The organism is Cellulosimicrobium sp. GQ32, assembly GCF_059758455.1.
Genome location: NZ_JCAXEP010000002.1, coordinates 13,569 through 39,843, shown reverse-complemented (window position 1 = coordinate 39,843; position 26,275 = coordinate 13,569). Strand labels below are relative to the sequence as shown.

21 protein-coding genes are annotated in these 26,275 nt (G+C 75.2%); 13 read left to right on the top strand and 8 right to left on the bottom strand.

Going from position 1 to position 26,275, the window contains the following annotated elements; translation table 11 throughout:
• Positions 1-92 precede the first annotated feature (92 nt).
• Positions 93-881 (top strand): MHYT domain-containing protein, encoded by a 789-nt coding sequence (locus AC6CH9_RS03825; RefSeq protein WP_498153743.1) that lies wholly within the window; start codon positions 93-95, stop codon positions 879-881.
• 23 nt (positions 882-904) lie between these two features.
• Here the strand turns inward: AC6CH9_RS03825 and AC6CH9_RS03820 are convergent, their stop codons facing one another.
• Both AC6CH9_RS03820 and AC6CH9_RS03815 read right to left on the bottom strand, forming a co-directional pair.
• Positions 905-1,363: an SRPBCC family protein gene (locus AC6CH9_RS03820; protein ID WP_498153742.1), complete on the bottom strand. Its 459-nt coding sequence runs from the start codon at positions 1,361-1,363 to the stop codon at positions 905-907.
• Positions 1,364-1,387: 24 nt separating this feature from the next.
• A complete protein-coding gene (locus AC6CH9_RS03815; protein WP_498153741.1) occupies positions 1,388-2,122 on the bottom strand; it encodes a hemerythrin domain-containing protein in 735 nt (244 codons plus the stop codon).
• A 217-nt stretch (positions 2,123-2,339) separates the two neighbouring features.
• On the opposite strand from AC6CH9_RS03815, the gene AC6CH9_RS03810 reads away from it, so the two are divergent.
• The 7 genes from AC6CH9_RS03810 (at position 2,340) to AC6CH9_RS03780 (ending at position 10,592) form a co-directional block, all read left to right on the top strand.
• Positions 2,340-2,951: a hypothetical protein gene (locus tag AC6CH9_RS03810; protein WP_498153740.1), complete on the top strand. Its 612-nt coding sequence runs from the start codon at positions 2,340-2,342 to the stop codon at positions 2,949-2,951.
• Positions 2,952-3,127: 176 nt separating this feature from the next.
• A complete protein-coding gene (locus AC6CH9_RS03805) occupies positions 3,128-3,886 on the top strand; it encodes an ABC transporter ATP-binding protein (RefSeq protein ID WP_498153739.1) in 759 nt (252 codons plus the stop codon).
• A complete protein-coding gene (locus tag AC6CH9_RS03800; protein WP_498153738.1) occupies positions 3,883-4,752 on the top strand; it encodes a hypothetical protein in 870 nt (289 codons plus the stop codon). The genes AC6CH9_RS03805 and AC6CH9_RS03800 overlap by 4 nt, the downstream gene beginning before the upstream one ends.
• A 1-nt stretch (position 4,753) precedes the next feature.
• On the top strand, positions 4,754-5,578 hold the full coding sequence (locus AC6CH9_RS03795) for a hypothetical protein (RefSeq protein ID WP_498153737.1): 825 nt from the start codon (positions 4,754-4,756) through the stop codon (positions 5,576-5,578).
• A gap of 31 nt (positions 5,579-5,609) precedes the next feature.
• A complete protein-coding gene (locus tag AC6CH9_RS03790; RefSeq protein ID WP_498153736.1) occupies positions 5,610-7,058 on the top strand; it encodes a sensor histidine kinase in 1,449 nt (482 codons plus the stop codon).
• On the top strand, positions 7,055-7,726 hold the full coding sequence (locus AC6CH9_RS03785; protein ID WP_389351267.1) for a response regulator: 672 nt from the start codon (positions 7,055-7,057) through the stop codon (positions 7,724-7,726). Before AC6CH9_RS03790 ends, AC6CH9_RS03785 begins: the two co-directional genes overlap by 4 nt.
• A gap of 106 nt (positions 7,727-7,832) precedes the next feature.
• Positions 7,833-10,592 carry a cation-translocating P-type ATPase gene (locus tag AC6CH9_RS03780; RefSeq protein WP_498153735.1) on the top strand — a complete coding sequence of 920 codons (2,760 nt, stop codon included), beginning with the start codon at positions 7,833-7,835 and terminating at the stop codon, positions 10,590-10,592.
• Positions 10,593-10,601: 9 nt separating this feature from the next.
• Here AC6CH9_RS03780 and AC6CH9_RS03775 read toward each other — a convergent pair whose 3' ends face one another.
• The 3 genes from AC6CH9_RS03775 to AC6CH9_RS03765 all read right to left on the bottom strand — a co-directional run bounded on the left by AC6CH9_RS03775 (position 10,602) and on the right by AC6CH9_RS03765 (position 15,215).
• Positions 10,602-13,256 carry a winged helix-turn-helix domain-containing protein gene (locus AC6CH9_RS03775; RefSeq protein ID WP_498153734.1) on the bottom strand — a complete coding sequence of 885 codons (2,655 nt, stop codon included), beginning with the start codon at positions 13,254-13,256 and terminating at the stop codon, positions 10,602-10,604.
• A 98-nt stretch (positions 13,257-13,354) separates the two neighbouring features.
• The gene (locus tag AC6CH9_RS03770) at positions 13,355-14,821 is read right to left on the bottom strand and encodes a hypothetical protein (RefSeq protein WP_498153733.1); all 1,467 of its coding nucleotides are present in this window, start codon (positions 14,819-14,821) and stop codon (positions 13,355-13,357) included.
• Positions 14,822-14,831: 10 nt separating this feature from the next.
• On the bottom strand, positions 14,832-15,215 hold the full coding sequence (locus tag AC6CH9_RS03765; RefSeq protein ID WP_498153732.1) for an SHOCT domain-containing protein: 384 nt from the start codon (positions 15,213-15,215) through the stop codon (positions 14,832-14,834).
• A 186-nt stretch (positions 15,216-15,401) separates the two neighbouring features.
• Here AC6CH9_RS03765 and AC6CH9_RS03760 point away from each other — a divergent pair, with 186 nt between their 5' ends.
• Both AC6CH9_RS03760 and AC6CH9_RS03755 read left to right on the top strand, forming a co-directional pair.
• Positions 15,402-15,956, top strand: a complete 555-nt coding sequence (locus AC6CH9_RS03760) for an SHOCT domain-containing protein (RefSeq protein WP_498153731.1) — start codon at positions 15,402-15,404, stop codon at positions 15,954-15,956.
• Positions 15,957-16,273: 317 nt separating this feature from the next.
• A complete protein-coding gene (locus AC6CH9_RS03755) occupies positions 16,274-20,170 on the top strand; it encodes a PQQ-dependent sugar dehydrogenase (protein WP_498153730.1) in 3,897 nt (1,298 codons plus the stop codon).
• A gap of 139 nt (positions 20,171-20,309) precedes the next feature.
• Here AC6CH9_RS03755 and AC6CH9_RS03750 read toward each other — a convergent pair whose 3' ends face one another.
• The gene (locus AC6CH9_RS03750) at positions 20,310-21,425 is read right to left on the bottom strand and encodes an FUSC family protein (protein ID WP_498153729.1); all 1,116 of its coding nucleotides are present in this window, start codon (positions 21,423-21,425) and stop codon (positions 20,310-20,312) included.
• A gap of 195 nt (positions 21,426-21,620) precedes the next feature.
• On the opposite strand from AC6CH9_RS03750, the gene AC6CH9_RS03745 reads away from it, so the two are divergent.
• Together AC6CH9_RS03745 and AC6CH9_RS03740 are read left to right on the top strand one after the other, a co-directional pair.
• Positions 21,621-22,814, top strand: a complete 1,194-nt coding sequence (locus AC6CH9_RS03745) for a zinc-dependent alcohol dehydrogenase (RefSeq protein WP_498153728.1) — start codon at positions 21,621-21,623, stop codon at positions 22,812-22,814.
• Positions 22,805-24,403 (top strand): phytoene desaturase family protein, encoded by a 1,599-nt coding sequence (locus AC6CH9_RS03740; protein WP_498153727.1) that lies wholly within the window; start codon positions 22,805-22,807, stop codon positions 24,401-24,403. The genes AC6CH9_RS03745 and AC6CH9_RS03740 overlap by 10 nt, the downstream gene beginning before the upstream one ends.
• A gap of 58 nt (positions 24,404-24,461) precedes the next feature.
• On the opposite strand, the gene AC6CH9_RS03735 is transcribed toward AC6CH9_RS03740, so the two are convergent.
• Positions 24,462-24,899: an SRPBCC family protein gene (locus tag AC6CH9_RS03735; protein ID WP_498153726.1), complete on the bottom strand. Its 438-nt coding sequence runs from the start codon at positions 24,897-24,899 to the stop codon at positions 24,462-24,464.
• Between the two features lie 139 nt (positions 24,900-25,038).
• Here AC6CH9_RS03735 and AC6CH9_RS03730 point away from each other — a divergent pair, with 139 nt between their 5' ends.
• Positions 25,039-25,701 (top strand): ANTAR domain-containing protein, encoded by a 663-nt coding sequence (locus tag AC6CH9_RS03730; protein ID WP_498153725.1) that lies wholly within the window; start codon positions 25,039-25,041, stop codon positions 25,699-25,701.
• 9 nt (positions 25,702-25,710) lie between these two features.
• Here AC6CH9_RS03730 and AC6CH9_RS03725 read toward each other — a convergent pair whose 3' ends face one another.
• Positions 25,711-26,145, bottom strand: a complete 435-nt coding sequence (locus AC6CH9_RS03725; RefSeq protein ID WP_498153724.1) for a DUF6098 family protein — start codon at positions 26,143-26,145, stop codon at positions 25,711-25,713.
• Positions 26,146-26,275 lie beyond the last annotated feature (130 nt).

Sequence of the window (26,275 nt, the reverse complement as noted above, 5' to 3'; positions counted from 1 at the left end):
CTCGCCGACCTGGCTGCTCGAAGCCCCGTGCGGCATCACGGATATCGCTTTAGGGTGTCGTGTCCCTTCTGATGCTTTTGAGGCGGTATGCAATGCTCGACGTCCATCACTTCACCTACGGAGCGGTGACGCCGCTCATCTCCTACGCGGCGGCGGTCTCCGGGTCGGCCTGCGGCCTGTCCGCGGTGTCCCGGTCCCGGATCGACGCGCCGTGGCACGTGCGGTCGGCGTGGCTGTGGCTCGGAGCCGCGGCCATCGGCGGGACCGGCATCTGGGTGATGCACTTCGTGGCGATGCTCGGGTTCACGGTCACGGGCATGCCGATCCACTACGACGTCCCGCTGACCGTCGCCTCCGCCCTCGTCGCCGTCGTGGTCGTCTCGATCGGGCTCCACCTCGTGATGATGTTCGGCTACCGGCCCGTTCTGCTGGTAACGGGTGGCGCCGTGGCCGGGCTCGGCGTGGCCGGGATGCACTACATGGGCATGGCCGCGATGCGGATGCACGGCACCATGCACTACAGCGCGCTCTCCGTCGCCCTGGCGGTGCTCATCGCGGTCGCGGCCGCGACGGCGGCACTGTGGCTGTGCGTCCACGCGAGAGGCGGGCTCTCGATGACCGTCTCGGCTCTCGTCATGGGGGTCGCCGTCGCCGGGATGCACTACACCGGGATGTGGGGTGTCTCGGTGACAGGCCAGCCGGGCACGCCCGACGACGGTGTCCCGATGCTGGACCTCCTCGGCGCCCTCCTGGTCGGTGGCGGCGGCTCCGTCGTGCTCCTCGTGTTCGTCGTGGTCGGTTCCCGGACCGAGTCCGAGCGCCTGCGGCACTCCGCCTTCCGGGACCGCCTGTCGCAGGAGACCGTCTCGCTCGGCAAGTAGCGCACGAGGGCGGGAGACGCTCGTCACGGACGACGTGCACGCACGCGGTCCTCCGCCTCGAGCACACGGCGGAGCCCGGTGAAGTCGCGTCGGAGGATCCCTGCCAGGACGGGCGTCGGGAGCAGCGCGAGGACGCGGAGCCAGTCGGCGACGTCGCCGTGGTAGTCGGCCAGGACGCGCGTGCCGGCGCCGTCGGGCGACGTGACGTACTCGACGCGGGAGTTCCAGGGCGCCGTGGAGTGCCAGACGACCCGCCGGTCCGGCTCGACGACCTCGAGCACGTCGGTGAACCGCACCCGGAACGGCCCGATGCGGTCCACGGCGGCCCACCGGTCACCCACCTGGAGCGGGGTGCCGTCCACCGCGCGACGCGAGTCGACCGCGGGCGCGAACTCGGGCCACCGACCGGGGTCGGCGAGGTACGGGAAGACGCGCGACGGCGGGTGGTCGAGGTGGACGTCGAGCGTCACGCGTCGCCACACGGCTCGGTCCTTTCCGTCCGGGCGTCAGACCATCGCCGGCACGGGGCGGTCCGGGTAGAGCTCGCGCATCGCCGCGTCGTACCGCCGCTTGAGCAGGAGCAGGTACAGCACCCGGACCGGAGCCGGCACGTTCGCGCGGAACCAGTCCTCGCGGTCGGCCTCGGGGACGCTCGCGACCAGCAGGCCGAGCTGGAGCGCCATGACGTCCTTGCCGAGCTCCTTGCGGTGCGCCAGCAGCGTGGCCCGTGTGTGCTCCTCCATGAAGTCCCACTCCTGCTGCGACATCACGTCCCCCGCCACGGGAAGGACGTCGACCTCCTCCTGCCCGAGGTGCGCCGAGAGGACGTCCCGCAGGCCCTCTATGTCCGTGGCGAAGTGGTCGCGGAGCAAGGGTTCGGCGGTGGCCACCCAGGGCTCCAGCTGGGGCTCGATCCGGGCGAGGTGCGCTGCGACCTCGGCGTGCTGCGCACGCATCTGCCCGACGTGGAGGGCGCAGGCCGGTGCGCGCGCCTCCAACCGGTCCCACAGCACCAGGTCCTCGGTCTCGTGGTGCATGTGCAGCGCGAAGAAGTCCAGGTGGGCGTAGCGGCCCACGATCGCCGAACGTGCGGTGTCCCCTGGCTCGACCTCGCGCACGAGCTCGGGGAGCTCCCGGTACAGCCAGCGGAAGATCCGGTGGACGAGGAACATGCCGGACGTGTCGCACCCGGGGTGCTGCCCTGGGGGCAGCGGCCCGGGGGGAGGAAGCCTGCTCGTCATCTCGTCCTCCGCCCGATCGGTCGACCTCGATGTCGTCGTGGCGTACTGCGAACGCTACTCCCGCCCAGGAACGGGCCACAATGCTCGCCCGGCACGTTCACCCGGGCAGCGAGAAGCCCCGCCGTGTGGAGCGACGGGGCTTCTCGATCCGCTGTCTCATCGGATCCCGCCGGCGTTCTCACGCCGGAAGCATGCGCCCAGCCTATAGCGTCGTCGGGTGACGACGAGCACCCGTGGCACCGACGACCGGGTCGAGCTGCTCTGGCTGCCGGTCGGCGCCGGCGGCCACGTGGTGCGGCGCACGAGCGCGTGGTGGGAGCGCGCGTGCGCCCTCCTCGAGCGCCGCCGCCCGGGCCCGCTGTTCCACGCCGCGCTCGAGGTGCACCTGGAGGGCGTCCCCTGCACCGTCGAGATGACTCCCGCGTGGGGCCACGGCCCGGACGTGCGCGGGGTCGTCGCCACCGGACCGGTCGGCGCCCGTCCGCTCGGCCGCTCACGCCTCTTCCGGTACGAGGTGCGCCGCTGGCCCTACGGGCTGATCCCCGACCGCTCCCACGCCGTGGGACCGGCCGTCGTCGTGACCCGTGACGCCGCCGCGGCCGCGCGGCTCCTGCACGCGGTCCCCGCGGTCCCGACGTTCACCTGGGGTCGCAGGCCGCCGGGCGCCCACGACATGTGGAACTCCAACTCGCTCGTCGCCTGGCTGCTGGTGCGGGCCGGACTCCCCGTCGACCAGGAGCCGCCCGAGGGAGGTCGCGCCCCAGGGTGGGAGGCCGGCGTCCTGGTGGCGGAGCGCACGGTGGACGCGTCCCGGCCCGACGCGCCGTGACCCCCGGGCCCGGACCGCGCCTGGTTCCACCCCCGGTAGGACCGCCTCCTCCTCGAGGAGGAGGGCGCTCCCCGGCGGATCTCGGCCGACGGCGGGAGCCGGCGACCCCGCCCCGTCCGTAGCGTCGACGACGGCGGCACCCGAGGACCGGGCGCCCCGCGACGACGGGAGGACGCATGATCCAGGTGGAGGCGCTCACCAAGCGCTACGGGCCGACGACGGCGGTGGACGGCCTGACGTTCACGGCGCGGCCCGGCACCGTGACGGGCTTCCTCGGCCCGAACGGGGCGGGGAAGTCGACGACGATGCGTGTGGTGGTCGGCCTCGAGCGCCCGACGTCAGGAACGGCGACCGTCGACGGCCACCGGTACGCCGACCTCCGGGCGCCGCTCCACGCCGTCGGGTGCATGCTCGACGCCCGGTCCGTGCACCCGGGGCGCACGGCGTTCCGACACCTGAGAGCCCTCGCGCGGACCCACGGGATCGGCCGGGGCCGCGTCGACGAGGTGATCGGGATGACCGGTCTCGAGAGCGTCGCCGGGCGGCGCGCGGGGACCTTCTCGCTGGGGATGGGACAGCGCCTCGGCATCGCGGCGGCGCTGCTCGGCGACCCGGGCACGCTCATCCTCGACGAACCCGTCAACGGACTCGACCCGGACGGCGTCCTGTGGGTGCGCGGCCTCGTGCGCGGCCTCGCCGCCGAAGGGCGGACCGTGCTCCTCTCCTCGCACCTCATGCACGAGCTCGCGCTCTGCGCGGACCGGGTCGTCGTCATCGGCCGGGGCCGGCTCCTCGCCGACGCACCGGTCCAGGAGCTCGCCGAGGACGCGGGCTCGCTCGAGGACGCGTACCTGCGGCTCACCGCCGGAGCGGTCCAGTACCGAGGCCGCGCCACCGGCGAGAGCGACCGCGCCGCCGCGGGCGGTGCCCGATGACCGCCGCGACCCCGGTCCCGGCCCGCACTCCCCCGGCCCCTGCGCGGACGACGCCCCTGGGCCCGACGCTCGCGCGCGCCGTCGGCTCCGAGTGGACCAAGCTCACGAGCCTCCGGTCCTCCTGGTGGGCCGCCGCGCTCACGGTCGCGGTCTCGGCCGCACTGACCTACCTCTCGGCCCAGGCGTCCTCCGTGGACCCGGGGTTCGACCCGCTGGGCTCCCTCACGTCGGGGCTGCTGCTCGCCCAGGTGCCCCCGCTCGTCCTGGGCGTCCTCGTCGGCACGGGCGAGCACAGCACCGGGACGTTCCGCACGACGTTCGTCGCCGTCCCGCGGCGCTGGCCGGTGCTCGCCGCGCAGACGGTCGTCACCGCCGCGTTCGCCGTGCTCACGGCCGTGCTCGCGGTCGGCGCCGCCGTCCTCGCCCTGGTCCCCTCGTCACGTGCCCGGGGGATCGCCCTCGACCTCGCGAGCGACGGCACGCCCCGGGTCCTCGGTGGGATGGTGCTCCTGCTCGTCGCGATGGCCCTGCTCGGCCTCGCGCTCGGCGCGCTGCTCCGGCGGCCGGTGCCCGCCCTGACGGTCGCGGTCCTCGTCGTCCTCGTCCTGCCCGTCGCGCTGGTGCTCGCGGCCGACCTGGCGGGCGACCCGCTCGCCGCGTCCTCGGACGTGCCGTCCGCCCAGGCCGCTGTCAACACCGCCGTGACGTTCCTCCCCGCCGGAGCGGGATCCCTGCTGACGGCCGAGGGCACCGTCGAGGGTGCGCCGGACCTCGGCGCGCTGGGCGGTGGGCTCGTCCTGGCGGCGTGGGTCGCTGTCCCCCTGGCCCTGGCTGACGTCCGCCTCCGCACGCGGGACGTGGTGTGACGTGGCCGCGACGAGACCGGCCCCCGCCGCCCTCCCCGCGGACCGCTCGCCGGTGACCCTCCGCAGCGTGCTCGCGGCCGAGTGGGACAAGCTCACGAGCCTGCGCGCGACGGGCTGGCTCGCCCTCGCGACGGTCGCGGCGTCGGCCGCGAGCGCCTGGGCGCTCGGCCTGTTCGCCCGGCCCGACGACGGCGCGTCCGGCGCGCCCGTGGCCGTCGCCGGGTACGTGCTCGCCCAGCTCGGGTTCCTCGTCCTGGGCGCGACGACCGGCGCGGGCGAGTTCCGCACCGGTGCGGCACGCGTCACCTTCGTCGCGGTCCCCCGGCGTGTCCCCGTGCTCGTGGCCCAGGTGCTCGTCACGACGGCGGTCGCGGCCCTCACGGCCGCGGTCGCGCTGGGGGCGGCGCTCGCGGCGACAGCCGGGCAGCGCGCGGCGGTCGGGCTCGTGCTGGACGTCGCGGACCCGGAGACGGCGCGCCTCCTCGGGGGGTTCGTGCTCTACCAGACCGGGGTCGCGCTCGTCGGGCTGGGGCTCGGGGCGCTGCTGCGCCGGCCCGACGTCGCGCTGGTCGCCGGCGTGGTCCTGGTCGTCGTGCTCGACCACCTCCTCGCGACGAACCCCGGCCGGGTCGCGGACACGGCGCGCGCCCTCCTCCCGGGCGCCGGGGCGCGGCTCCTCCAGGGCGACGAGCGGCTCGCCGCCCTCGACGCGACGACGCCAGGCCCGCACGTCGGTCCGTGGGCGGGCGGTCTCGTGCTCGCCGCGTGGGCCGCCGTCCTGCTCGTCGCGGCGGGGTACCGCCTCCGGCACCATGACGTCACCTGACGTGGACCGGCACGAATGGGAGAGTGGGGCCATGCCCCCGCCGTCCCCCGCCGCTGCCGTGCGCACGGCGACCGACGACATCCCCCTCACCACGCCCGACCTCCGGCGGCGCGGGCCGCTCGGCCGGTTCCTCGCAGACCGGCCGCGGGCCGCGGACGCCGCACTCGTCGCCGGTGTCGTGGTGCTCGGGCTCCTCACCGCGGTCCTCGGGCTCGCGACGGTCGAGGGTTCCACCGGGCTCGGCCTCTTCCGGCCCGACGAACCTGTCGCCCAGGTGGTCGTCACGACCTGGCTCGCCGGGGCCGTCCTCGGGGCGTTGCTCCTGCTCGGCCGCCGCACGCGACCGCTCGTCGTCGCGGCCGTGCTCACGGCGCTGGCCGTCGCGTCGCTCGCGACCGCGGGGGTGCTGGGGGTGCTCGGAGTGTGCCTGGCGTGCGCGGTGCACGCCGTCGCGGCGTCCCGTCCGCCGCGCACGGCGTGGCTGACGTGCGCGGCGGTGCTCGCCGTCGTCACGGTGGCGCTGTGGTGGTGGCAGGACATCGGCCTCGCCGAGATCCTGCTCTGGAGCGACCCGGTCGTGACACCGGACGGCGACCCCGTGCGGGACCTCGCGGAGCCGCCCTTCTCCCCCGGCCGCCGGTCCGCGTCCGTCTCGCTCCTGCTGGCGCTCCTGCTCCTCGGCATGGCCACCGGCTCCGGCACGCGCGCCCGCCGGCTCCACGCCGAGGACCTGGCGGAGCGCTACCGGGCCATGGCCCGGGACCGGGACCAGAGCGCCGCGCTCGCCCGTGCGGCCGAGCGCGCCCGCATCGCCCGGGAGATGCACGACGTCGTCGCGCACAGCGTCTCGGTGATGGTCGCCCTCTCCGACGGCGCGGGCGCCGCGCTCGACCGCGCACCCGACCGCTCGCGCGAGGCCCTGCGAGAGCTCTCCCGGACCGGGCGCGACGCGCTGACCGACATGCAGCGCGTCCTCGGCGCGCTCGACCCCGGCGACGAGGAGCCCGAGGCACCGGACGGGCGGCCCGAGCCGACCGCGACCGACCTCGCGGCCGTCGTCGCGCGCTTCCGCGCCGCGGGCGTGCCCGTGACGGCGACCGGCCTCGACGTCCCGCTCCCGGACGACACCTCGCTCCGGCTCGCGGTCGTGCGGGTCGTGCAGGAGTCGCTGACGAACGTCCTGCGGCACGCGCCCGGGACGTCGACGGCCGAGGTCGAGGTCCGGCGCGGCGCGGACGTCGTCGAGGTCGAGGTCCGCGACGCCGGCGGCACCCGTCCCGGCGCGGGCGGCGGGACCGGCCGCGGCATCCTCGGCATGCGCGAGCGCGCGGCCCTGCTCGGCGGCAGCGTCGCGGCCGGCCCGCGCCCCGAGGGCGGGTGGGTCGTGCGCGTCGTGCTCCCGTGGGACCGGCCGGAGGAGCTGCGACGGGACCTGCGGGAGGATCTGCCGGAGGACGAGGACGACGGAGGGGCCCCGTGACGACCGTGCTGCTCGTGGACGACCAGGCGCTCCTGCGCATGGGGTTCCGGCTCGTGATCGAGTCGGAGCCCGACCTCGAGGTGGTCGGCGAGGCGTCCGACGGCCGGGTCGCGCTCGACCAGGTCGCGGCGCTCGCGCCCGACGTCGTCGTCATGGACGTCCGGATGCCCGGGATGGACGGCATCGAGGCGACCCGCCGCGTCGTCGCGGAGCACCCCGGGACGCGCGTGCTCGTGCTGACCACGTTCGACGTCGACGAGTACGCGTTCGCGGCGCTGCGCTCCGGCGCGAGCGGCTTCCTGCTGAAGAACGCCCGTCCGCACGACCTCGTCGAGGCGATCCGCACCGTCGCGGCGGGGAGCTCGGTGGTCGCGCCTCGCGTGCTGCGCCGCATGCTCGACCTCTTCGCACCGCACCTGCCCGCCGGGGAGCAGCCGGCGGACGACGGCCTCGACCCGCGCCTGCGGTCGCTCACGCCTCGCGAGCTCGACGTGCTGCGGTGCGTGGCCGAGGGCCTGTCCAACGCCGAGATCGCCGAGCGCCTCGTGCTGTCGTCGACGACGGTCAAGACGCACGTGGGCAACCTGCTCGCCAAGCTCGGGGTCCGGGACCGCGTCCAGGCCGTGATCGTCGCCTACGAGAGCGGGCTGGTCGGGTCGCGGTCCTGACCGGCGTGCCCGGCCGTGGCCGGTGCGCCGCGTTCACCCCCGACGGGTGAGGCTCCGCCCCGGGTCCGCTGCGACCGTGGTGACGAGCGCCGGAGAGGAGCCCACGATGACGGCTGCGCAGATCCCCCGACAGCAGGTCCCTCCCGCCACGGGCCCGTGGCACACCGCCTCGACGGAGGCCGTGTGCGCGGCGCTCGACGTCGACCCGGCGGTCGGGCTGACGTCGGCGCAGGTCGCCGAGCGGCGCGCCCGGTACGGGCCCAACGCGCTCGCGGAGGAGCGCAAGGAGAAGCCGTGGCAGGCGTTCCTGCGCCAGTACCGGGACCTCATGCAGCTCGTCCTCGTCGGCGCGGCGGTGGTCAGCATCATCGCGCTCGGCGACGTCACCACGGGCGTCGTCGTCCTCGGGCTCACCGTGCTCAACGCCCTCATGGGCCTGCACCAGGAGGGCAAGGCCGCCCAGAGCGTCGCGGCGCTCCAGCAGATGCTCGTCATGACGGCCACCGTGCGCCGCGACGGGCGCCAGGAGCAGGTGCCCGCGGAGGAGCTGGTGCCGGGCGACGTCGTCGGCTTCGAGGCGGGGAGCAAGATCCCGGCCGACGGGCGGCTGCTCGTCGCGGCGTCGCTGGAGATCGAGGAGGCCGGCCTCACGGGCGAGAGCACCCCCGTCGCCAAGGGCGTCGAGACCGTCGTCGCGGACGACGCGCCGCTCGGGGACCGCACCGACATGGCGTACATGAACTCGCAGGTGACGCGCGGGCGCGGCGAGATGGTCGTCACCGCGACGGGCATGACGACCGAGGTGGGCCGCATCTCCGGGATGCTCAGCGGAGTCGAGCAGGACAAGACCCCGCTCACGCGCCAGCTCGACCGCATCACCGTGATCATCACCGTGATGGCGGCGATCGCCCTCGTCGTCGTGGTGGTCCTGGGCCTGGTGCGCGGCGAGGACTTCGACAGCCTCTTCGTGGTCGGGATCAGCCTCGCGATCGCCGCGATCCCGACGGGCCTCCCCGCGGTCGTGACGATGCTGCTGTCGCTCGGCACCCGGCGGCTCGCCGAGGAGGGTGCGATCGTCAAGCGCCTCAAGTCGGTCGAGACGCTCGGCTCGACGTCGGCCATCTGCTCGGACAAGACCGGGACCCTCACGCTCAACCAGATGACGGCGCGCCGGCTGGTGCTCGCCGGGCGCCGGTTCTCCGTCGACGGCGAGGGCTACTCCACGACCGGCCGCATCCTCGCGGCCGCCGGCGCGACGGACGTCCCGCTCGAGCCGGTCGCGCTGCCCCTGGCGCTCGCGAGCGACGCCGTCGTGCGCGACGGCGAGTGCATCGGCGACCCCACCGAGGGCGCCGTCGTGGTGCTGGCGGCGAAGGCCGGGCTGGACGTCGAGGAGACGCGCGCGGAGCACCCGCGCGTCGCGGAGGTCCCGTTCGACGCGGCGTACAAGTTCATGGCGACGTTCCACGACATCGACGGCGCGCTCACGTGCTTCGTCAAGGGCGCCCCGGACGTGCTGCTCGCCCGGTCGAGCCGCTACCTCACCGCCGACGGCGGGACGGCGCCGCTCGACGACGACGCCCGGGCGCGCGTCGTGGCCGAGAACGACGCGCTCGCGGGCGAGGGCATGCGCGTGCTCGCGGTCGCGCGACGGACCGTCGGCCGGGACGAGCTGTCCGGGGAGCTCCTCGACGCGGTGCGCGACCTCGAGCTGGTCGGGCTCGTCGGCATCGTCGATCCCCCGCGGCGCGAGGCGCGCGACGCCATCGCGGAGTGTCGGGACGCCGGCATCCGCGTCCGGATGATCACGGGCGACCACGTGACCACCGCGGCCGCGATCGCCGGGCAGCTCGGCATCGAGGGCCGCGCGCTGACCGGCGCCGAGTTCGCCGCGATGTCCGACGCCCAGCTCGAGGCGGAGGTCGGGGAGATCGGCGTGGTCGCGCGCGTCGCGCCCGAGGACAAGGTGCGCCTCGTCGACGTGCTCAAGCGCAAGGGCGACGTCGTGGCCATGACCGGCGACGGCGTCAACGACGCCCCGGCGCTCACGCGCGCGGACATCGGCGTGGCGATGGGCATCACCGGCACCGAGGTGACCAAGGACGCCGCGGAGATGATCCTCACCGACGACAACTTCGCGACGATCGTGGCCGCCGTCGAGGGAGGCCGCGGGCTCTACGACAACCTCATGAAGTACATCCGCTTCCAGATGGTCGTGCTCGTGGGCTTCATCCTCACGTTCGTGGGCGCCGGCATCTTCACCGTCGCGGGCGGCACGCCGCTCACGCCGCTCCAGATCCTCTGGGTGAACTTCGCGATCGACGTGCTGCTCGCCATCGGTCTCGGCTTCGACGCCGCGACGCCCGGCCTCATGCGCCGCCGTCCCCGGCCGCCGACCGAGCCGGTCATCGGGCGCGGGCTCGGGGTCCGGCTCGCCGTGGGCGGTGTGCTCATCGCCGTCGGCTCGCTCGTCGCCGTGGCGTGGGGCGAGGCCGACGCCGACCTGGCCGTCGCGACGACGATGGGACTCACCGCGATGTCGCTCCTGCACGTCGTCGCCGCGCTCGAGTGGCGCGACCCGCGGGCCAGCATCCTGTCGTTCGAGACGCTCGCCAACGGCCGGTTCGTCGTGCTGCTCCTCGCGTCCCTGGGTCTGACGTTCCTCGTCACGACCCTCGACGGCCTCCAGCGGATCTTCGGCACGGTCGACCTCGACGGGGGCCAGTGGGGCGTGTGCGCGCTCGTCGCGCTCGCGTTCCTCGTCCTGGCCGAGCTCGGCAAGCTCGTGCTGCGGCAGGTCGACCGGCACCGGGGCACGCCTGCCGACGCCGGCACCCCGGCCCAGGTCTCGCCCGCCCGGGTCTGAGGCGGCGGCTCAGGGCACGACGCCGAGCTCGCGGCCCCGTCGCACGGCGTCGCGGCGCGAGCTCACGCCCAGCTTGCGGTAGACGGACTTGAGGTGCGCCTTCACGGTGTTCACCGAGACGAAGAAGTCCTCGGCGATCTCGACGTTGCTGGCCATCGAGGGCAGGACGGCGAGGATCGCCAGCTCCCGCTCGGTGAGGGGCTCGACGAGCGGGGCCGGCTCCGGCGCGCGGTCCGCGGGGTCGAGGTGGGCGCGCAGGCGCGCGGCGAGCGCGTCGCCGCGCGCGGCGACCGCGCGCGCGAGAGCCGGGCGCAGCTCCCGCACGACGGTGAGGAAGGGGCGAGCGACCCGCTCGACGGCGGCGAGGTCCAGGGCGCGGGCCAGCGGGACCTCCACGCGGCGGGTTCCCGCCCGGGCCAGGGCCGACGCCTCGACGAGCGCCGCCTCGACCCGGGCGACGACGTCGACCTCGTCCTCCCCCGCGTCCACGAGCCCCGCGACGGCGCGCGCCGCGGCCCCGGTCCGCCCCGTGGCGAGCAGCTCGCGCGCGCCGCACACCGCGACGACGGCGGCCGTACCCAGCCCCTCCCGCCGGGCGCGCACCGGCAGCGCGGGCTGCGTCCCGTCGTCGAGCAGCCGGACCGCGGCCGTCGCCCGGACCCACAGGTCGGCGAGGACCGGGGGCGTCGCGACGGGCCCGAGCGCGCGGTCGGCCGCGACCAGCGCGTGCCGCGCGGCCGCGGCGTGCCCGCGGTCCGCCGCCACCAGGGCCTGGAGGAGCCGGACGGCCGCCTCGGACGCCGGCTCGCGCCCCCCGGCGTCGGCCGCCAGCGCGTGCGCGAGCTCCCGGTCGAGGGCGTCGTCCGACGCGCGCAGGTACAGCACCCACGCCCGGGCCGCGTGCGCCGGGCGCACGTGGGCGTACCCGTCCCACCCGCGAGGCTCGGCCTCCGCGACGACCTCGCGCGCGGCCGCGTCGCCTTCGTCGAGCCGGCCCTCCGCGACCGCGAGGAGGGACGCCGCGGCCCGTGCGCCCAGGACGAAGAGCTGGGGAGCCCGCCAGTCACGGCCGGGAGGCGGCGCGGACGCGGCCGCCGCCGGCTCGGGTCCCACCGAGCACCAGGCGAGGCCCGCGGCGCGGTGGGCTCGCGCGAGGCCGCGGTAGGTGTCGAGCGCGGGGAACGGGTAGGGCGCGGCGTCCGTGGTCGCGAGGGCGGCGCCGGCCGCCGTCGCGAGGCCGCGCACGTCCCCCGTCGCGCGCGCGATCGAGGCGTCGAGCAGCTCCAGGAGCACGGCGGCGGCGGGCTGATCGGCGGGGTCGAGGAGGTCGCGGGCCGTCGCGACGTGCTGGCGGGCGGCGTCGAACCGCTCGTCGACGTACGCGAGGGCGCCTGCGCACAGGTGCAACCGCGCGTCCACCCCGATCGTCGGGTACGGCACGCGGCGCAGGACGTCCGCGACGGTCTCGCGGTGGGGGCCCGCGAGCTGCGCGGCGGCCCCCTCGACGAAGACCTCACCCACGAGGGGCCAGTCCTCCGCGGCGGCCGCGTGCTCGAGCGCCCGCACCGCCTCGCCGTCCTGCGCGAACCAGCGCGCCGCCGCGCGGTGCGCGTCACGCAGCCGGGCCGGGTCCTCGACCCGGAGCTGGCTCAGGAGCATCTCGCGCAGGAGCGGGTGGTACCGGTACCAGGTGCGGTGCGCGCCCGCCGTCATGACGAAGCCGTCGGCCGCGGCGAGGCCCGGGAGCAGCCGCTCCGCCGGCGCGCCCGGGTCCAGCGCGGACGCGAGGTCGGGGCACACGGCCGACGTCACGCTCGTGCGCAGGAGGAAGCTGCGGGTCGCCGGGTCCTGGCCGTCGAGGACCTCGGCCAGGAGGAACTCCGCCGCCGAGCGGTCGGCGCGCGCCCGGCTCGCGGCGTCGTCGGCGTCGACCCGGAGGCGGACGCCCACCGCCCAGCCGCCGGTCTCGTCGAGGACGCGCCCCGCGTCGGACGCCGAGAGCGGCTTCCCCTGCACCGCGGCGAGCGTCGTGACGGCCGGGGCGTCGAACGCGAGGTCCGCGGCACCGACCTCGGCGACCTCACCCTGCGCGCGCAACCGCTGGAGCCGGACCAGCGGGTCGACGCGCGTGAGCACGACGAGGTGGAGGGGCAGCGGGTAGCGCAGCATGTCGTCGACGGTCGCCGCGACCTCGGCGCACGCCGCGTGGTGGAAGTCGTCCAGCACGAGCACCACCGGCTCGGGAAGCTGCTCGAGCGCGGCGAGCACCCGCCGCAGGAGCGCCGGCGAGAGCCGTGGCGGGACGACGAGCGTCTCGAGCGGGTGCCCCGGGGGGACGGCGCCGGCGCCGCGCAGCGCGGACAGGACGTCGGCCCAGAACGCGGCCGGCTTGTCGTCGAACGGCTCCAGCGTCAGCCAGGCGACCCGCAGGCCGGTCGTGGCACGCGCCCACCGAGCCACCGCGGTGGTCTTGCCCCAACCGGGCCCGGCCGACACGAGCGTCAGGCGCCGCGCCACCGCGGCAGCCACGAGCGCCTCGACCGCGGGCCGCGGGACCGTCGAGGCGGGGAGCGCCGGGACCGAGGTCCGGGCACGCATCGTCTCGAAGACGTCGGCGACGAGCGCGACGTCCTCCTGCTCGGCACGTTGCTCGACCGAGGTCATGAGGGCAGGCTATTCCCGCGGCCGGGGAGGCGCAGGGCGAACGCCGGGTGGAACAGGTCAGGTCGGTCGGACCCGGGACGGCGGGTCGACAGCGTCGATCACGACGAGCTCGCCGGCTCGGTGACCACGGGCGGTCGGGCGAGGATCTCGACCACGACGAGCAGGAGGCCGGCGACGAGCGCGACGCCGACCACGAGGCCCGGTGTCAGAGAGCCGGCGAGCAGCAGGACGACCGCCGCGGCCCCGACGACCACGACGCGTACGAACGCCTTGTGCCGCCCGAGCCAGTCGCCCACGGGACCCGCCGAGACCCCGCGGCCCTCGCCCCATCCCCGTACCGTGGCGCCCATGCGCCCGAGCCCTGCGCGCAGGCTGCGCGCCGACTCGCTCGGCCCGCCGAGGTACGCGGCGAGCGCGACGACCAGGCCGAGCACTCCCACCGTGCGGAGCGTGAGGCGCAGGTACCCCACGGCCTGGTCGAACACGACCTCGGCCGCGTCGAGCCGCAGGACCTGCCCGGAGAGCGCACCGAGGTAGAGTCCCCGCGCCACGGCGAGGCCGACGCCGAGCGCGACCATCGCCCCGGTCAGCGCCAGCCCCGCCACGACGAGCGCACGCGACCGACGGTTCGCGACGAGGACCCCGGCGGCGAGCAGGCCGAGGGCGACCCATGGCAGCCACGTCGTGAGCGTCACGATCTGCGCGTACCGGTTCTGGAGCATGACGAGCTCCGCGGACTGGGCGATGGTGAACGTCGCGTCGACCGACGGGATGCGGGCGGCGACGCCCAGCCCGCGGTCGACCAGCCGCTCCTTGAGCAGGTCGATCAGACCGGAGAGCTGGATGCTGAGGCGACCGTCGTCCACCTGGAGGATGTCGCCGTCCTCGCCGCGCATGACGGCGAGGAGCTGCTGGTGCGCCACGCGGTTCGCCTGGAGCCAGGCGCCCTCGAACGCGTCGCTCTCGACGAGCCGGGTCGCGGTCTCGTGCACGAGGGACTCGACGCCGCTGCGGAGCGGCGCCTCGAGCGCGGCGAGCGCCTGGGTGGCGCGCGGCGGGACGTCGCGCTCCTCCAGCCCGCCGACGAGGTCGTCGACGAGCGCCCCGACGTCGATGCGGGACATGACCTCCTCGGTGAGCCGCCCCGCGACCGCGGACTGCACGACCGGGTCCGCGGCGAGCGGACCGACCGTCGCGACGTAGCGGTCGGTGTCCGTCAGCTCTCGCTGCGCCCACGCCGAGACCGCACCCAACGGGGCCAGGAGCGCCCCCAAGGTGATGAGCACCGCGCACGCCACGGCCCGCAGGCGGCGCCGCGGACGGCGGACGGCGGTCGGCGGCTCCCCGCTCCCACCGGTGCCCGCGCCGCCCCCGCCGTCGAGCGCCGTCGGCCGCTCCTCGAGCCGGCGCCGCAGCTCGGCGTTCTCCCGCTCGAGCGCGGCGAGCCGTGCCGCGACGTCGGCGGTCTCGCCGCCCGCCGTCTCGGTCGTCTCGCCGGTGCCCGTCCCGGTGCGCGCGGCCCGGTCGGTGCCGGTCGCGGTCGTGCGCTCGCCCTCGTCCGCCATCACCGGGTCCTCAGGCGAGCGCCCGGGCCTTGAGACGGGCGAACTCGTCGGCGTCGATCGTCCCGGCGTCGTACAGCGCCTTCGCGTCCGCGATCTCGCTCGCCGGCGACCTGCCGGTGCCCGCGGTCGCACGGACGTAGTCGTCCATGACCTGGCGCCGTGCGCGGTCCTCCTCGGCGTGACGCTCCGCCATGCCGCGCCCGCGGGCGATGACGTAGATCAACGCGGAGAGGTAGGGCACGAAGATCAGCGCGATGATCCACAGTGCCTTCCACCAGCCGCTGAGCGCCTTGTCGCGGAACAGGTCCGCGACGATCTGGAACAGCACGACGAGGTAGGCGATGAAGAAGAACCACCACACCATGAGCCAGAACCAGTCCCAGAAGCCGTCCATCGGGCACCCCTCGTGTCAGGTCGCGAACGTTCGCGATGCTCCCACTGTGGGTCGCGGGGCGCCACCGGTGCTCACCCGCCGGGGGTAGTCGCCCGGCGCCCCACCCGGGTGCCACCCGCGCCGGGTGATCCGCGCCGCCCGGCGCGCACGCATCCTGGTGCGACGTGGGCGACCCAGGAGAGGCGCATGGACGGCACGACGATGATCGAGGTGACGGTGCTGGGTCCCGTGGCGCTCCCCGCGGCCGACCTGGCCGAGCTGGGCGTGCACCGGACGGCGGAGTGCACCCTGCTCGAGGCGACCGTGCGCGACCAGGCCGCGCTGTACGGGCTGCTCCAGCGCCTCGCCGCGCTCGGCCTCGACCTGCTCGAGCTGCGCACCGCGGCGCCGGGGCAGCGGGTCGACGTCGAGGTCGTCGTCCGTGGTCCCGTGGGCGCGCTGGTGCAAGAGATGCTGCGCGACGTCGGCCGCGCCCTCCCAGGGTCGCTCACGTCCTACCGGCTCCGGGACACCGACCTGGCCGACCTGCTCGCCGTCGCCTCCGGCCTGCGCGAACCCGCCTCCGGCGACGACCCGCCGCCCACCTCTCCCCCGGATCCGCCCGCCACGCCGGGGCAGCGCGCGTCCGACGCGATGGACGTGCGGATCGCGCAGCTGCGCGAGCTCGCGGCACTGCGCGACCAGGGGATCCTCACGGACGCGGAGCTCGCGACGCAGAAGGCGCGCATCCTCCGGCGGTAGCCGGCGTCCGTCGGGCAGGTGCGGCCTCGGACGCACCGCACGCGCGTGTCCCTTGACACTCGGAAAGCGCCTTCCCTACGCTGCGAGGGTCGCGCACACGGACGTGCAGCTCGAGCCGGACAGGAGAGCAGGACGCGGCGGCCGAGGGGCCGTCACCGACCGTGCGTGCGGCCCGTGCGGACCCCGGCGCAACGACGCGGCCGAGGGGAACCGGCGGTGCGCAGGAGCCCGACCCGGCGACGGACGGCCGGCGGGTCGGAGACATGACAGCGCTCACCGCTGTCGTGCCAGCACCATCCGACGAAACGGAGCAGACGATGACGTCTACGCATTCGAGCCGACGAGGGAGAGCGGCGATCGCCCTCTCCCTCGCGGCCGTCCTGGGAGGAACCCTCCTCGGACCACCGGCGGCCGCGGAGGAGGCCGCGGACGAGTTCAGCGAGATCCTCAGCTTCGAGGCCTACCAGCGCACCGCCCTGAACGGTCAGGACGGCTGGTCCGCCTCGTCCGCGGCGCGGGTCGTCGCCGACCCGCTCAACGGCAACAACCAGGTCCTCGAGATGGTCGGGGGCACCCAGCGCGCCCACCGCGCCGTCCCCGGGATCGCGGACGGTACGACCGGGACCGTGTTCTTCCGCTTCATGCGGACGGGCAGCGTCGACACGTCCTTCGGCATCACGGACCTCGACGCGCCGTCCGACTACGCGCACAGCCGCGCGTACGTGAACAACCAGAACAACGACGTCATGCTCGTGCGCGACGGCGGCGCGTTCAAGCCCGCCGGCGTCTGGTCGCGCGACACGTGGCAGTGCGTCTGGATCGTCGCCGACAACGCGACGGACAAGGTCAGCGTGTACAGCCAGGGCGGCCCCTACGAGGAGATCACCCGGCTGCCCGAGGGCACGGAGCAGCAGTTCGGCTTCCGCCAGGGCGTGACCTCGGCGCTCGACCGGTTCTTCTGGATCAACGGCGCCAGCAGCGCGGGCCGCCTCATGCTCGACGACGTCGCGGTGGACACGGCCGGGCAGAACCTCGCGATCCCGACGGGCAACCCGGCCGACTGCGCCGCGGGCGGCACGACGCCCAACGAGCCGCTGCTCAACCCGCTGCCCGACCCGACGCCGTCGACCCTCGGCATCGAGGTGACGGAGCTGGCCCAGCTCCCGGCGTCGCAGACGACCCCGGCGACGCAGGACCCGCGCCTCGTGCGCCACAACCGCATTACGCACCTCGACGAGATCCCCGACGGCTCGGGCCGCCTCATGGTGCCGGACAACAACGCGGTCCTCTACACCGTCGACAAGGACACGGGCGCGTACGTGCCGTACCTCGACGTGCGCCAGCAGTTCCTCGACAACTTCCACAACAGCGCGGGTCTCGGCACCGGCCTCGGCTCCGCCGAGTTCCACCCCGACTTCGCCGAGAACGGCCTGTTCTACACGGTCCACACCGAGGGCGGCACGGCGCTGACGGAGGACACCCCGGACTACCCCGCGTACGGCAACACGCAGTTCCACAGCGTCGTCACGGAGTGGAAGGCGACGGACCCGTCCGCAGCGGTCTTCGCGGGCACGAGCCGCGAGGTCCTGCGCGTGCCGTTCGCCGGCCGCGTGCACACGGTGCAGCAGATCGCGTTCAACCCCACGGTGACCGAGGGGGACGCCGACTACGGCAACCTCTACGTCCTCGTGGGCGACGGCGGCAACGGCGTCGGCAACGGCAACCCGCAGAACCTCGCGACACCGCAGGGCAAGGTCTTCCGCATCGACCCGCTGGGCACGGACGCCGCCAACGGGCAGTACGGGATCCCCGCGGACAACCCGTTCGTCGGCACGCCGGGCGCGCTGCCGGAGATCTACGCCGTCGGCCTGCGCGACCCGCACCGCATCAGCTGGGACCCCGAGGGTGACCACACGATGTACCTGGGGCACATCGGCGAGTGGCAGGTCGAGTCGGTGTACGCCGTCGAGCCGGGCGACAACTTCGGCTGGTCCGTGCGCGAGGGGTCGTTCCTCGCCGACAACCGCCAGATCTACCCGCTGCCCGCCAACGACGCCGAGAACGGGTTCACGTACCCCGTGGCCGCCTACGACCACAACCGCGACCCCGGTCAGACCGGCGACGCGGGCGTCGCGCTCAACGGCGGGTTCGTCTATCGCGGCGACATCCCCGAGCTGCGCGGACGCTACCTGTTCACGGACCTCGTGCGCGGCTGGGTGCTGGCCACCGAGCAGGACGAGATGGTCCGCAACGACGGCGACCTGGAGGACCTGGCCGAGATCGAGCACCTGCGCGTGTTCGCCGACGGCGCGGAGACGACCTTCCAGGAGCTCGTCGGCGACCAGCGCGTCGACCTGCGCTTCGGGTCCGACGCCGACGGCGAGCTCTACCTGATCTCGAAGGCCAACGGGAAGATCTGGCAGGTCACCGGCGCGCGGCGCGTCGGGGCGTCCTCGCCCGTCGTGCTCCCCGAGCTCGCCGGGAACGTCGCGGCGCACTACGACTTCGACCACCCGGTCGCGGGCTCGACGACGTGGGAGGCGGACCAGGGCTGGTCCGGCACGAACATCCAGCTCGTCAACGGCGGGGTCGAGATGCGCGTGGCCGACCGGGCCTACCCCGGCGCGGGCGAGGCGCTGCAGACGCAGCAGATGAGCCCGCGCACGGCGTCGAACGACGACTGGAAGGCCGGCGTCTACGACCCCGCGGGCGTGGACTCGCTCGGGGCGTTCGCGGGGGCGGACGAGATCTCGGTCATGGGCTGGTTCAAGCCGACCGGTGAGCACCCGGCCCTCAACTCGGGCACCGCTAACCCCGACGACCGCTACAACGCGATCGGGCTCGCGGGCGTCCTCACCGGGACCTCGGACGGCCACGCGGTGCGCGCGCTGCTCGAGGTCATCACGGTCGGGAACGAGCTCAAGCTCGTCGCGCTCGGCCGCCGGGTCGACGGCGCCGGGTCCTGGACGTTCGCGGCCGACCTGCCGTGGGACCAGATCCTCGAGCGCAACCGCTGGGTCCACCTCGCGGCGACGTTCGACTTCGCGGGCGGCGAGATGAAGCTCTACATGAACGGCGAGGAGCTCGAGGGCGAGTACACGGCCTCGAACCCCTGGGGCGCCGGGGCCACGTCCCCGACCGACCCCGCGGGGCTCAAGATCGGCGGCAGCTTCCCGCAGGACACGCGGGAGGCCAACCCGTTCAACGGCCGCATGGACGACCTCATGTTCCTCGACGTCGTCCCGACGCCGGAGCAGGTCGCGGCGCAGTACGCCCGGTTCGGCGCCCAGCCGGTCGAGCCCCCGGCCCCGCCGTCGTGCGCGCCGGCGGGCGAGCCGATCACGGACGTCATGGCGGCCGAGCACTGGGCGCCGCGGACGCCGGCCAAGTGGCAGTTCCCCGGCGACGCTGTCGTCCTCGCCCAGGCGGGCGACAACCCGAACGACGGCATCCGTCGCCCGTTCGAGTACGCCGTGCTCACCGAGGGTCCCGAGCTCGGCTCGTTCGCGCTCGACGCGGAGGTCAAGCTCGACGCACCGGCATCGGTGAACAACCGGGACGTGATCGTGGTGTTCGGCTGGCAGTCCGACACCGAGTACTACTACGCCCATCTCTCGCAGGACAACACGATCTATGCCCACAACGGCATCTTCAAGGTCGACGGAAAGGACCGGGAGCGGATCGACGACCAGTGGGACGGCGCGGTCGGTGCCCCGCCTGCGGTCACGGACGAGGAGTGGCACGACGTGCGCGTCGTGCGCTGCGCGGACAGCGGCGACATCGCCGTGTACCTCGACGGCCTCGACACCCCGCTCCTCACGGCGAACGACACGACGTTCACCGAGGGGCGCGTCGGCTTCGGCTCGTTCGACAACACCGGGAGCCTGCGCGGCCTCGTGGTCACGCCGGCCGCGGAGCCGTCCGGGGTCGAGCTCGACGTGGCGGTCTCCCCGCGGTGCCTCGCGGGCAAGGCGTACCTCGCCGTCGCGGCGACGAACGCGTCCGACGTCCCGGCGGACGTGACGCTCACGACGGCGTTCGGGTCGCGGACGGTCGCGGACGTCCAGCCCCGCAAGGCCGCCTACCAGTCGTTCGCGACGCGCGCCACGACGGTCGACGCCGGTGAGGTCACGGTCTCGGCGACCGCGACGGTCGACGGCGAGGAGGTGACGAGCGAGGTCGTGGTCGAGCACGACGCGCACACGTGCGGGTGACCCTGCGCGTGAGCGCCACCTCCTGACCGCGTGAGCCGCCCCGGCCCCGCGACGGCTGCGTCCGACCAGCCGGCGGGACCGGGGCGGCTCGTGCGTCCCGGTCCTGCGGTGGTGCGGGAGCGACGGAGCGAGACCGCGGTCAGGTGGCGGCGAGGACCCCCGCACCGCGCCGGAGGGCGAGCACGACCGCGCCCGCGACGAAGTAGTCCTCGTCGTCCTCCTGCCGCGCCGCCCGGACCGCCCTGCGCAGGTCCTCGGCGCGGGCGGCCAGGGCGCGCAGCGCCTCCTCGTCCGCGGGCTCGGTGCCGACGGAGCGCAGGGCGGCGGCGTAGGCGTCGAGCGCACGGGCCGCGAGCGGGCGCAGGCGGGCTCCCAGCGCCAGGTCGTCGCGCCCCTCGCGCTCCCACTCGACGAGGAGCCGGACGAGCGACCCCACGACGTCCGCGGACACCTCCAGCTCGTGCGAGCGGCGCACCTGGGAGAGCGCCCAGTCCCGGTGCCGGCGCAGGCGGAGGTTCGCCCGAGCGGCCTCGCGCGTGCGCGCGACGGCGTCGCGCGCACGGGCGAGCGTCGGCTCCAGCTCGCGGCGGCGTCCCTCCCACTCCTCCGCGGACGGCGGCCGCTCCCCCTCGAGCCCGTCCGCGAGCGCCTCGACCTGGTCGACGAGCGTGTCGCGCAGCCCGTCGAGCGCCTCCTCGGTCGGCGTGAGGGGCAGCGGAGGGACCAGCAGGTTGATCCCGACGCCGATCGCCGCGCCCACGACGACGAGCCCGGCGTAGGCGCCGACGAACTCGACCTTGGCCGCGTTGCCGATGATGAGGACGAACAGCGCCGACGTCACCGCCCACGTGCCCATCTCGCCGAAGCGACGCCACCCCGAGCACAGGAGCGCGAGGCCGACGACGAGCGCGACGGACAGCGCGCTCGGGGAGAGGACGAGGTCGACGCCGCGCGCGATGGCCGCGCCGACGAGGATCGCGAGGATCGCCTGGGTGGACTCGCGGACCGAACGTGCGAGCGTGCTCGTCGTCGCGACGACGGCGCCCAGCGGCGCGTAGTAGGGGTAGTCGGAGAACGGCTCGGGCGCGAGCACGCCGACGAACCACGCGACGGCAGCGGCGACCGCGCCCTTGACCGCGAGCGACCAGCGAGGGTGCCGCACCCAGCGCCGCGCCGCGGCGGCGACGGCACGGCGCGCCCAGGTCGCCCCCTCGCCCCCTGGCACGTGGGGCGCTGCCCGGTCGTCGGTCGTCACGAGCACGAGGATCGCGCGTCGTCCCCGCACCCGCACGTCGCCTCGGCCGCGGCGGCCCGGGGTGTGAGCGGGGCAGGCCGGTGCTTCACTGACGAGGTCGGTGCAGAGTCCCGCCGACGCCGTCGGGCACGGTGGCGTCTCAGGCGTGCTGACGCCGCCGCGGTCGGCACGACGACCACGGAAGGACGACGAGCCATGCGAGCACTGACCTGGCAGGGACGCGAGAAGGTGAGCGTCGAGGACGTGCCGGACCCCCGGATCGAGCAGCCCACGGACGCGGTCGTCCGCGTCACGTCGACCGCGATCTGCGGCTCCGACCTGCACCTGTACGGGGTGCTCGGGATGTTCCTCGACGCGGGCGACGTCCTCGGCCACGAGGCGATGGGCGTCGTCGAGGAGGTGGGGCCGGAGGCCGGGAACCTCCGGGTCGGCGACCGCGTCGTGATCCCGTTCAACATCGCGTGCGGGCACTGCTGGATGTGCGAGCGCGGCCTCCAGACGCAGTGCGAGACGACGCAGGTCCGCTCGCAGGACAAGGGCGCCGCGCTCTTCGGGTACACCAAGCTCTACGGCCAGGTCCCCGGCGGCCAGGCCCAGTACCTGCGCGTGCCGCAGGCCCAGTACGGGCCCGTCGTCGTGCCCGACGACGGGTCGCCGGACGAGCGCTACCTCTACCTGTCGGACGTCCTGCCGACCGCGTGGCAGGCGGTCGAGTACGCCGACGTCCCGCAGGGCGGCGCGGTCGTGGTCCTCGGCCTCGGTCCCGTCGGGCAGATGTCCGCCCGGATCGCGCTCCACCGCGGGGCGTCCCGCGTCGTGGGCGTCGACCTCGTCCCGGAGCGGCGCGCGATGGCGGAGCGGCACGGCGTCGAGACCCTCGACCCGTCCGCCGTCGACGACCTCGCCGCGGCGGTGCGCGACCTCACGTCCGGTCGCGGCGCCGACTCCGTGATCGACGCGGTCGGCATGGAGGCGCACGGCTCCCCTCTCGCCGAGGCCACGCAGAAGGTCGTCGGCGTCCTGCCCGACGCGATCGCGGCGCCGCTCACCGAGCGCGCGGCGACCGACCGCCTCGCGGCCCTCTACACCGCGTTCGATCTCGTCCGCCGCGGCGGCACGGTGTCGATCTCGGGCGTCTACGGCGGCGCCAAGGACCCCCTGCCGATGATGCAGCTGTTCGACAAGCAGGTGACGCTGCGCATGGGCCAGGCGAACGTACGGCGGTGGACCGACGACGTCCTGCCCCTCGCCGCCGACGCCTCCGACCCGCTCGGCGTGCTGGACCTGCGCACGCACCGGCTGCCGCTCGAGTCGGCGCCCGACGCGTACCGCACGTTCCAGCGCAAGGAGGACGGCTGCATCAAGGTCGTGCTCGACCCGTGGGCCTGACCGCCGTCGACGCGGTCGTCGTCGGCGCGGGGCCCAACGGCCTCGTCGCCGCGAACGCGCTGGCGGACGCCGGCTGGGACGTCCTCGTCCTGGAGGCCCAGGAGACGTACGGCGGCGCGGTCCGCTCCGCCGAGGTCGCGGCGCCAGGCTACGAGACGGACCTCTTCAGCGCGTTCTACCCGCTCGCCGCCGGGTCGCCCGTCGTCCGAGGGCTGCACCTGGAGGACCACGGGCTGTCGTGGTCGCGCGCGCCGGACGCCCTGGCCCACGTGCTCGACGACGGGCGCGCCGCGGTCCTGCGCGAGCGCCCCGTAGACACCGCCGCGGGTCTGGAGGAGTTCGCGGCCGGAGACGGCGACGCGTGGCTCGAGCTCGTCGCGGGCTGGGACCGGGTGCGCGAGCCGCTCCTGGACGCGCTCTTCAGCCCGCTCCCGGCCGCCGGGCCGGTGCTGCGCGTGCTGCGCCGCCTGGGGGCGGCAGGGACGCTCGACCTCGCGCGCCTCGCCGTGCTGCCCGTGCGCCGCCTCGCCGACGAGTCGTTCCGCGGCGAGGGGGGCGGCCTGCTCCTCACCGGCAACGCGATGCACGCCGACGTCCCGCCCGACGCCGCCGGCAGCGGCGTCTTCGGCTGGCTGCTCGCCATGCTCGGACAGGACGTCGGCTTCCCCGTCCCGACCGGCGGCGCCGGGCACCTCCCGGACGCGCTGGTCGCGCGGCTCCGGGCCCGGGGCGGCGACGTCGTCACGGGCGCGCGCGTCGACCGGGTCCACGTGGTGCGCGGCCGGGCGGTCGGCGTCAGCACGGCAGACGGCCGGCACGTGCGCGCCCGCCACGCCGTGGTCGCCGATGTCAGCGCTCCCGCGCTCTACCTCGACCTCGTGGGCGCCGACCTGCTGCCACCGCGCCTCGTGCGCGACCTCGGCCGGTTCCAGTGGGACCACCCCACGGTCAAGGTGAGCTGGGCGCTCGACCGGCCGATCCCCTGGACCGCGCCAGGCGCCCGGTCGGCCGGGACGGTGCACCTCGGGGTCGACCGGGCGGGGTTCGTCGACGTCGCGGCGGCGCTCTCCCGCGGCCACGTCCCCGAGCGGCCCTTCCTCGTGCTCGGCCAGATGACGACCTCGGACCCGTCGCGCTCCCCCGCCGGGACCGAGTCGGCCTGGGCGTACACGCACGTACCGCACGGTGTGCGCTGGACGCGCGAGGCGGTCACGGAGGAGGTGCGGCGCGTGGAGAACACGGTCGAACGCGCCGCACCCGGGTTCGCCGACGCCGTGGTGGGCCGGTTCGTGCAGACCCCCGCCGATCTCGAGGCCGCCGACGCCAACCTCGCAGGCGGGGCCGTCAACGGCGGGACGTCCGCCGTGCACCAGGAGCTGTTCCTACGGCCGACCCCCGGCCTCGGCCGGCCGGAGACGCCGGTCGTGTCGCTCTACCTGGCGAGCGCGTCCGCCCACCCGGGCGGCGGCGTGCACGGAGCGTGCGGGTGGAACGCGGCGCGCGCCGCGCTCGCCGCCGCGGGCGCACGCGGGGCGCTCCGGCGCGCGCTCGTGCGGACCGCGTGGGCGCGCCTCCTGCGCGATCCCTGACCCCGCCCGGCGGGCGATCGACCGCCTGACCGTCGACATGCCCCGGGCGCAGGACCCGCTAGGGGTTCCGGCGCTCGGCCAGGAACGCGAGCCGGCGCAGCGTCTCGACGTTGCGCGGGCCGATCACCGCGCTGCGCACGGGCCGCGGGACGAGCTTCCCCGGTCCCTTCTCCGCGTCCTCGGCGATGCGGACGACGCACCCGTCCGCGGTGGGCGCCACCTCGATCCGGACGCGCGCCTCCCCGGCGGGCCAGCCCCGCGCCTGCAGGTCGATCCCGCGGCCGGGCTCCCACGCGCGCACGACGGTCTCGTCGTCGAGCAGCGCGGGCCAGAGCCCGACCGAGTGGAGGATCCGCGACCCGGGCGCGGGCCAGGTGTCGTCGACGGCGCGGATCCGCGCCGTCCCGACGACCCACGTCGAGTACGACCACCCGTCCGCGAGCACGCCGAGCACCGCGTCCGGGGGGCATCCGACGGCTCGTGCGACGGTCACCATGAGGCGACGCTAGTCCTGTGCCCGGCACTGGCAACCGCTCACGGTCGGGGCGCGAGTGCGCGCGTGCTCACGCCTCGCGACGTAGCGTGAAAAGTCCTCGCGACGACGCGAGGACGACCCTCAGAAAGGGGCGCGCGCCATGGGCATCGCCAGCTTTCCGCAGGAGTTCGCGGTGCGCGCCGCGACGATCCTCGATCACGGCCTCGAGGTCAGCGTCACGATGCGCCAGGCCGGCGTCAGCGTGCGGGCCGGCAGCAGCAGCGACGCCGCAGCGCGGTGCGACCAGGCCGAGGTGCTGGACGACGCGGGTCCGTGCGTCGACGCGATGGACGCCGGCTCGCGGCTCGTCGTCTCGGTGGAGGAGGCCGCGCACTGGGAGCAGTGGTCGCGGCAGGCCCGTGCGGAGGGCTACGTCTCCGCCGCGGCCGTCCCGGCGGCCGTCGCGGACGACGTCGCCGTCGCGCTCAACCTCTACTCCCGCACCCCCGACCCGTGGACCGCCGAGCTCCTCACCGCAGCCGACTCGTTCGCCCAGCTGGTCGCCTCGGCGGTGCGGCTGCGCCTCGAGCTCGCGGAGCTCGAGGACTCGACCGCGGGCTTCTACCGTGACATGTCGGACGCCGTCGCCACGGAGCGCGCCGTCGGCGCGATCATGCAGACGAACCAGTGCTCCGCCGACGAGGCACGCCGCATCATCGACTCGGCCTCGCGGCACCGGAACGTGAGCCCGCGCGAGGTCGCGGAGCAGCTGCTGCGCGCGCTCGTCGTATCGGAGCCGTCCGAGGACGAGCAGGGCACGTGAGGGCTCGCGTCACGTCCCGTCGTCGCCCGCGTCGAACACCGCGCTGTAGAGGCGTCCGGCCTCCTCGACCACCAGCGGGTCCACCGACGCCGCGGGCACGACGTCCACGAGGAGGGGCTCGCAGTCGGGCCCGCGCCCCACGACCTCGCCCGTGAGCAGCCACGGGAAGCGCTCGGGCGTCATGAGGTGGGCGTACTGGCAGAGCTGGCGCGCGACCCAGTGCTCGACGGGGCGGTCCCACCACGGCTCGGGGTTCATCGGGTTGACGCTCAGTCCCGGCAGCAGGCAGCCGCTCTCGTGATCGCGGCTCACGGTCGACCGGTCCTGGTCGGGTCCGCCGCTGAACCGCACGTAGAGGGGGTGCACGACCGCGACGAGCTCGGCGACCTCCGCAAGGCTCCGCAGGCGGGGCAAGGCGTCGAGCGCGCTCGTCTCCTGGGACATCGGGACCTCCTGACAAGCGTGGCTGCGTGCCGGTCGGCCCCTTTCTCGACTCGCCGTGACGGCGTCCGCCCACCCGGGACCGCCTCCGTCCCCGCCAGGTTACGAGCGCCCGGCGGTGCAGGCACCCCGG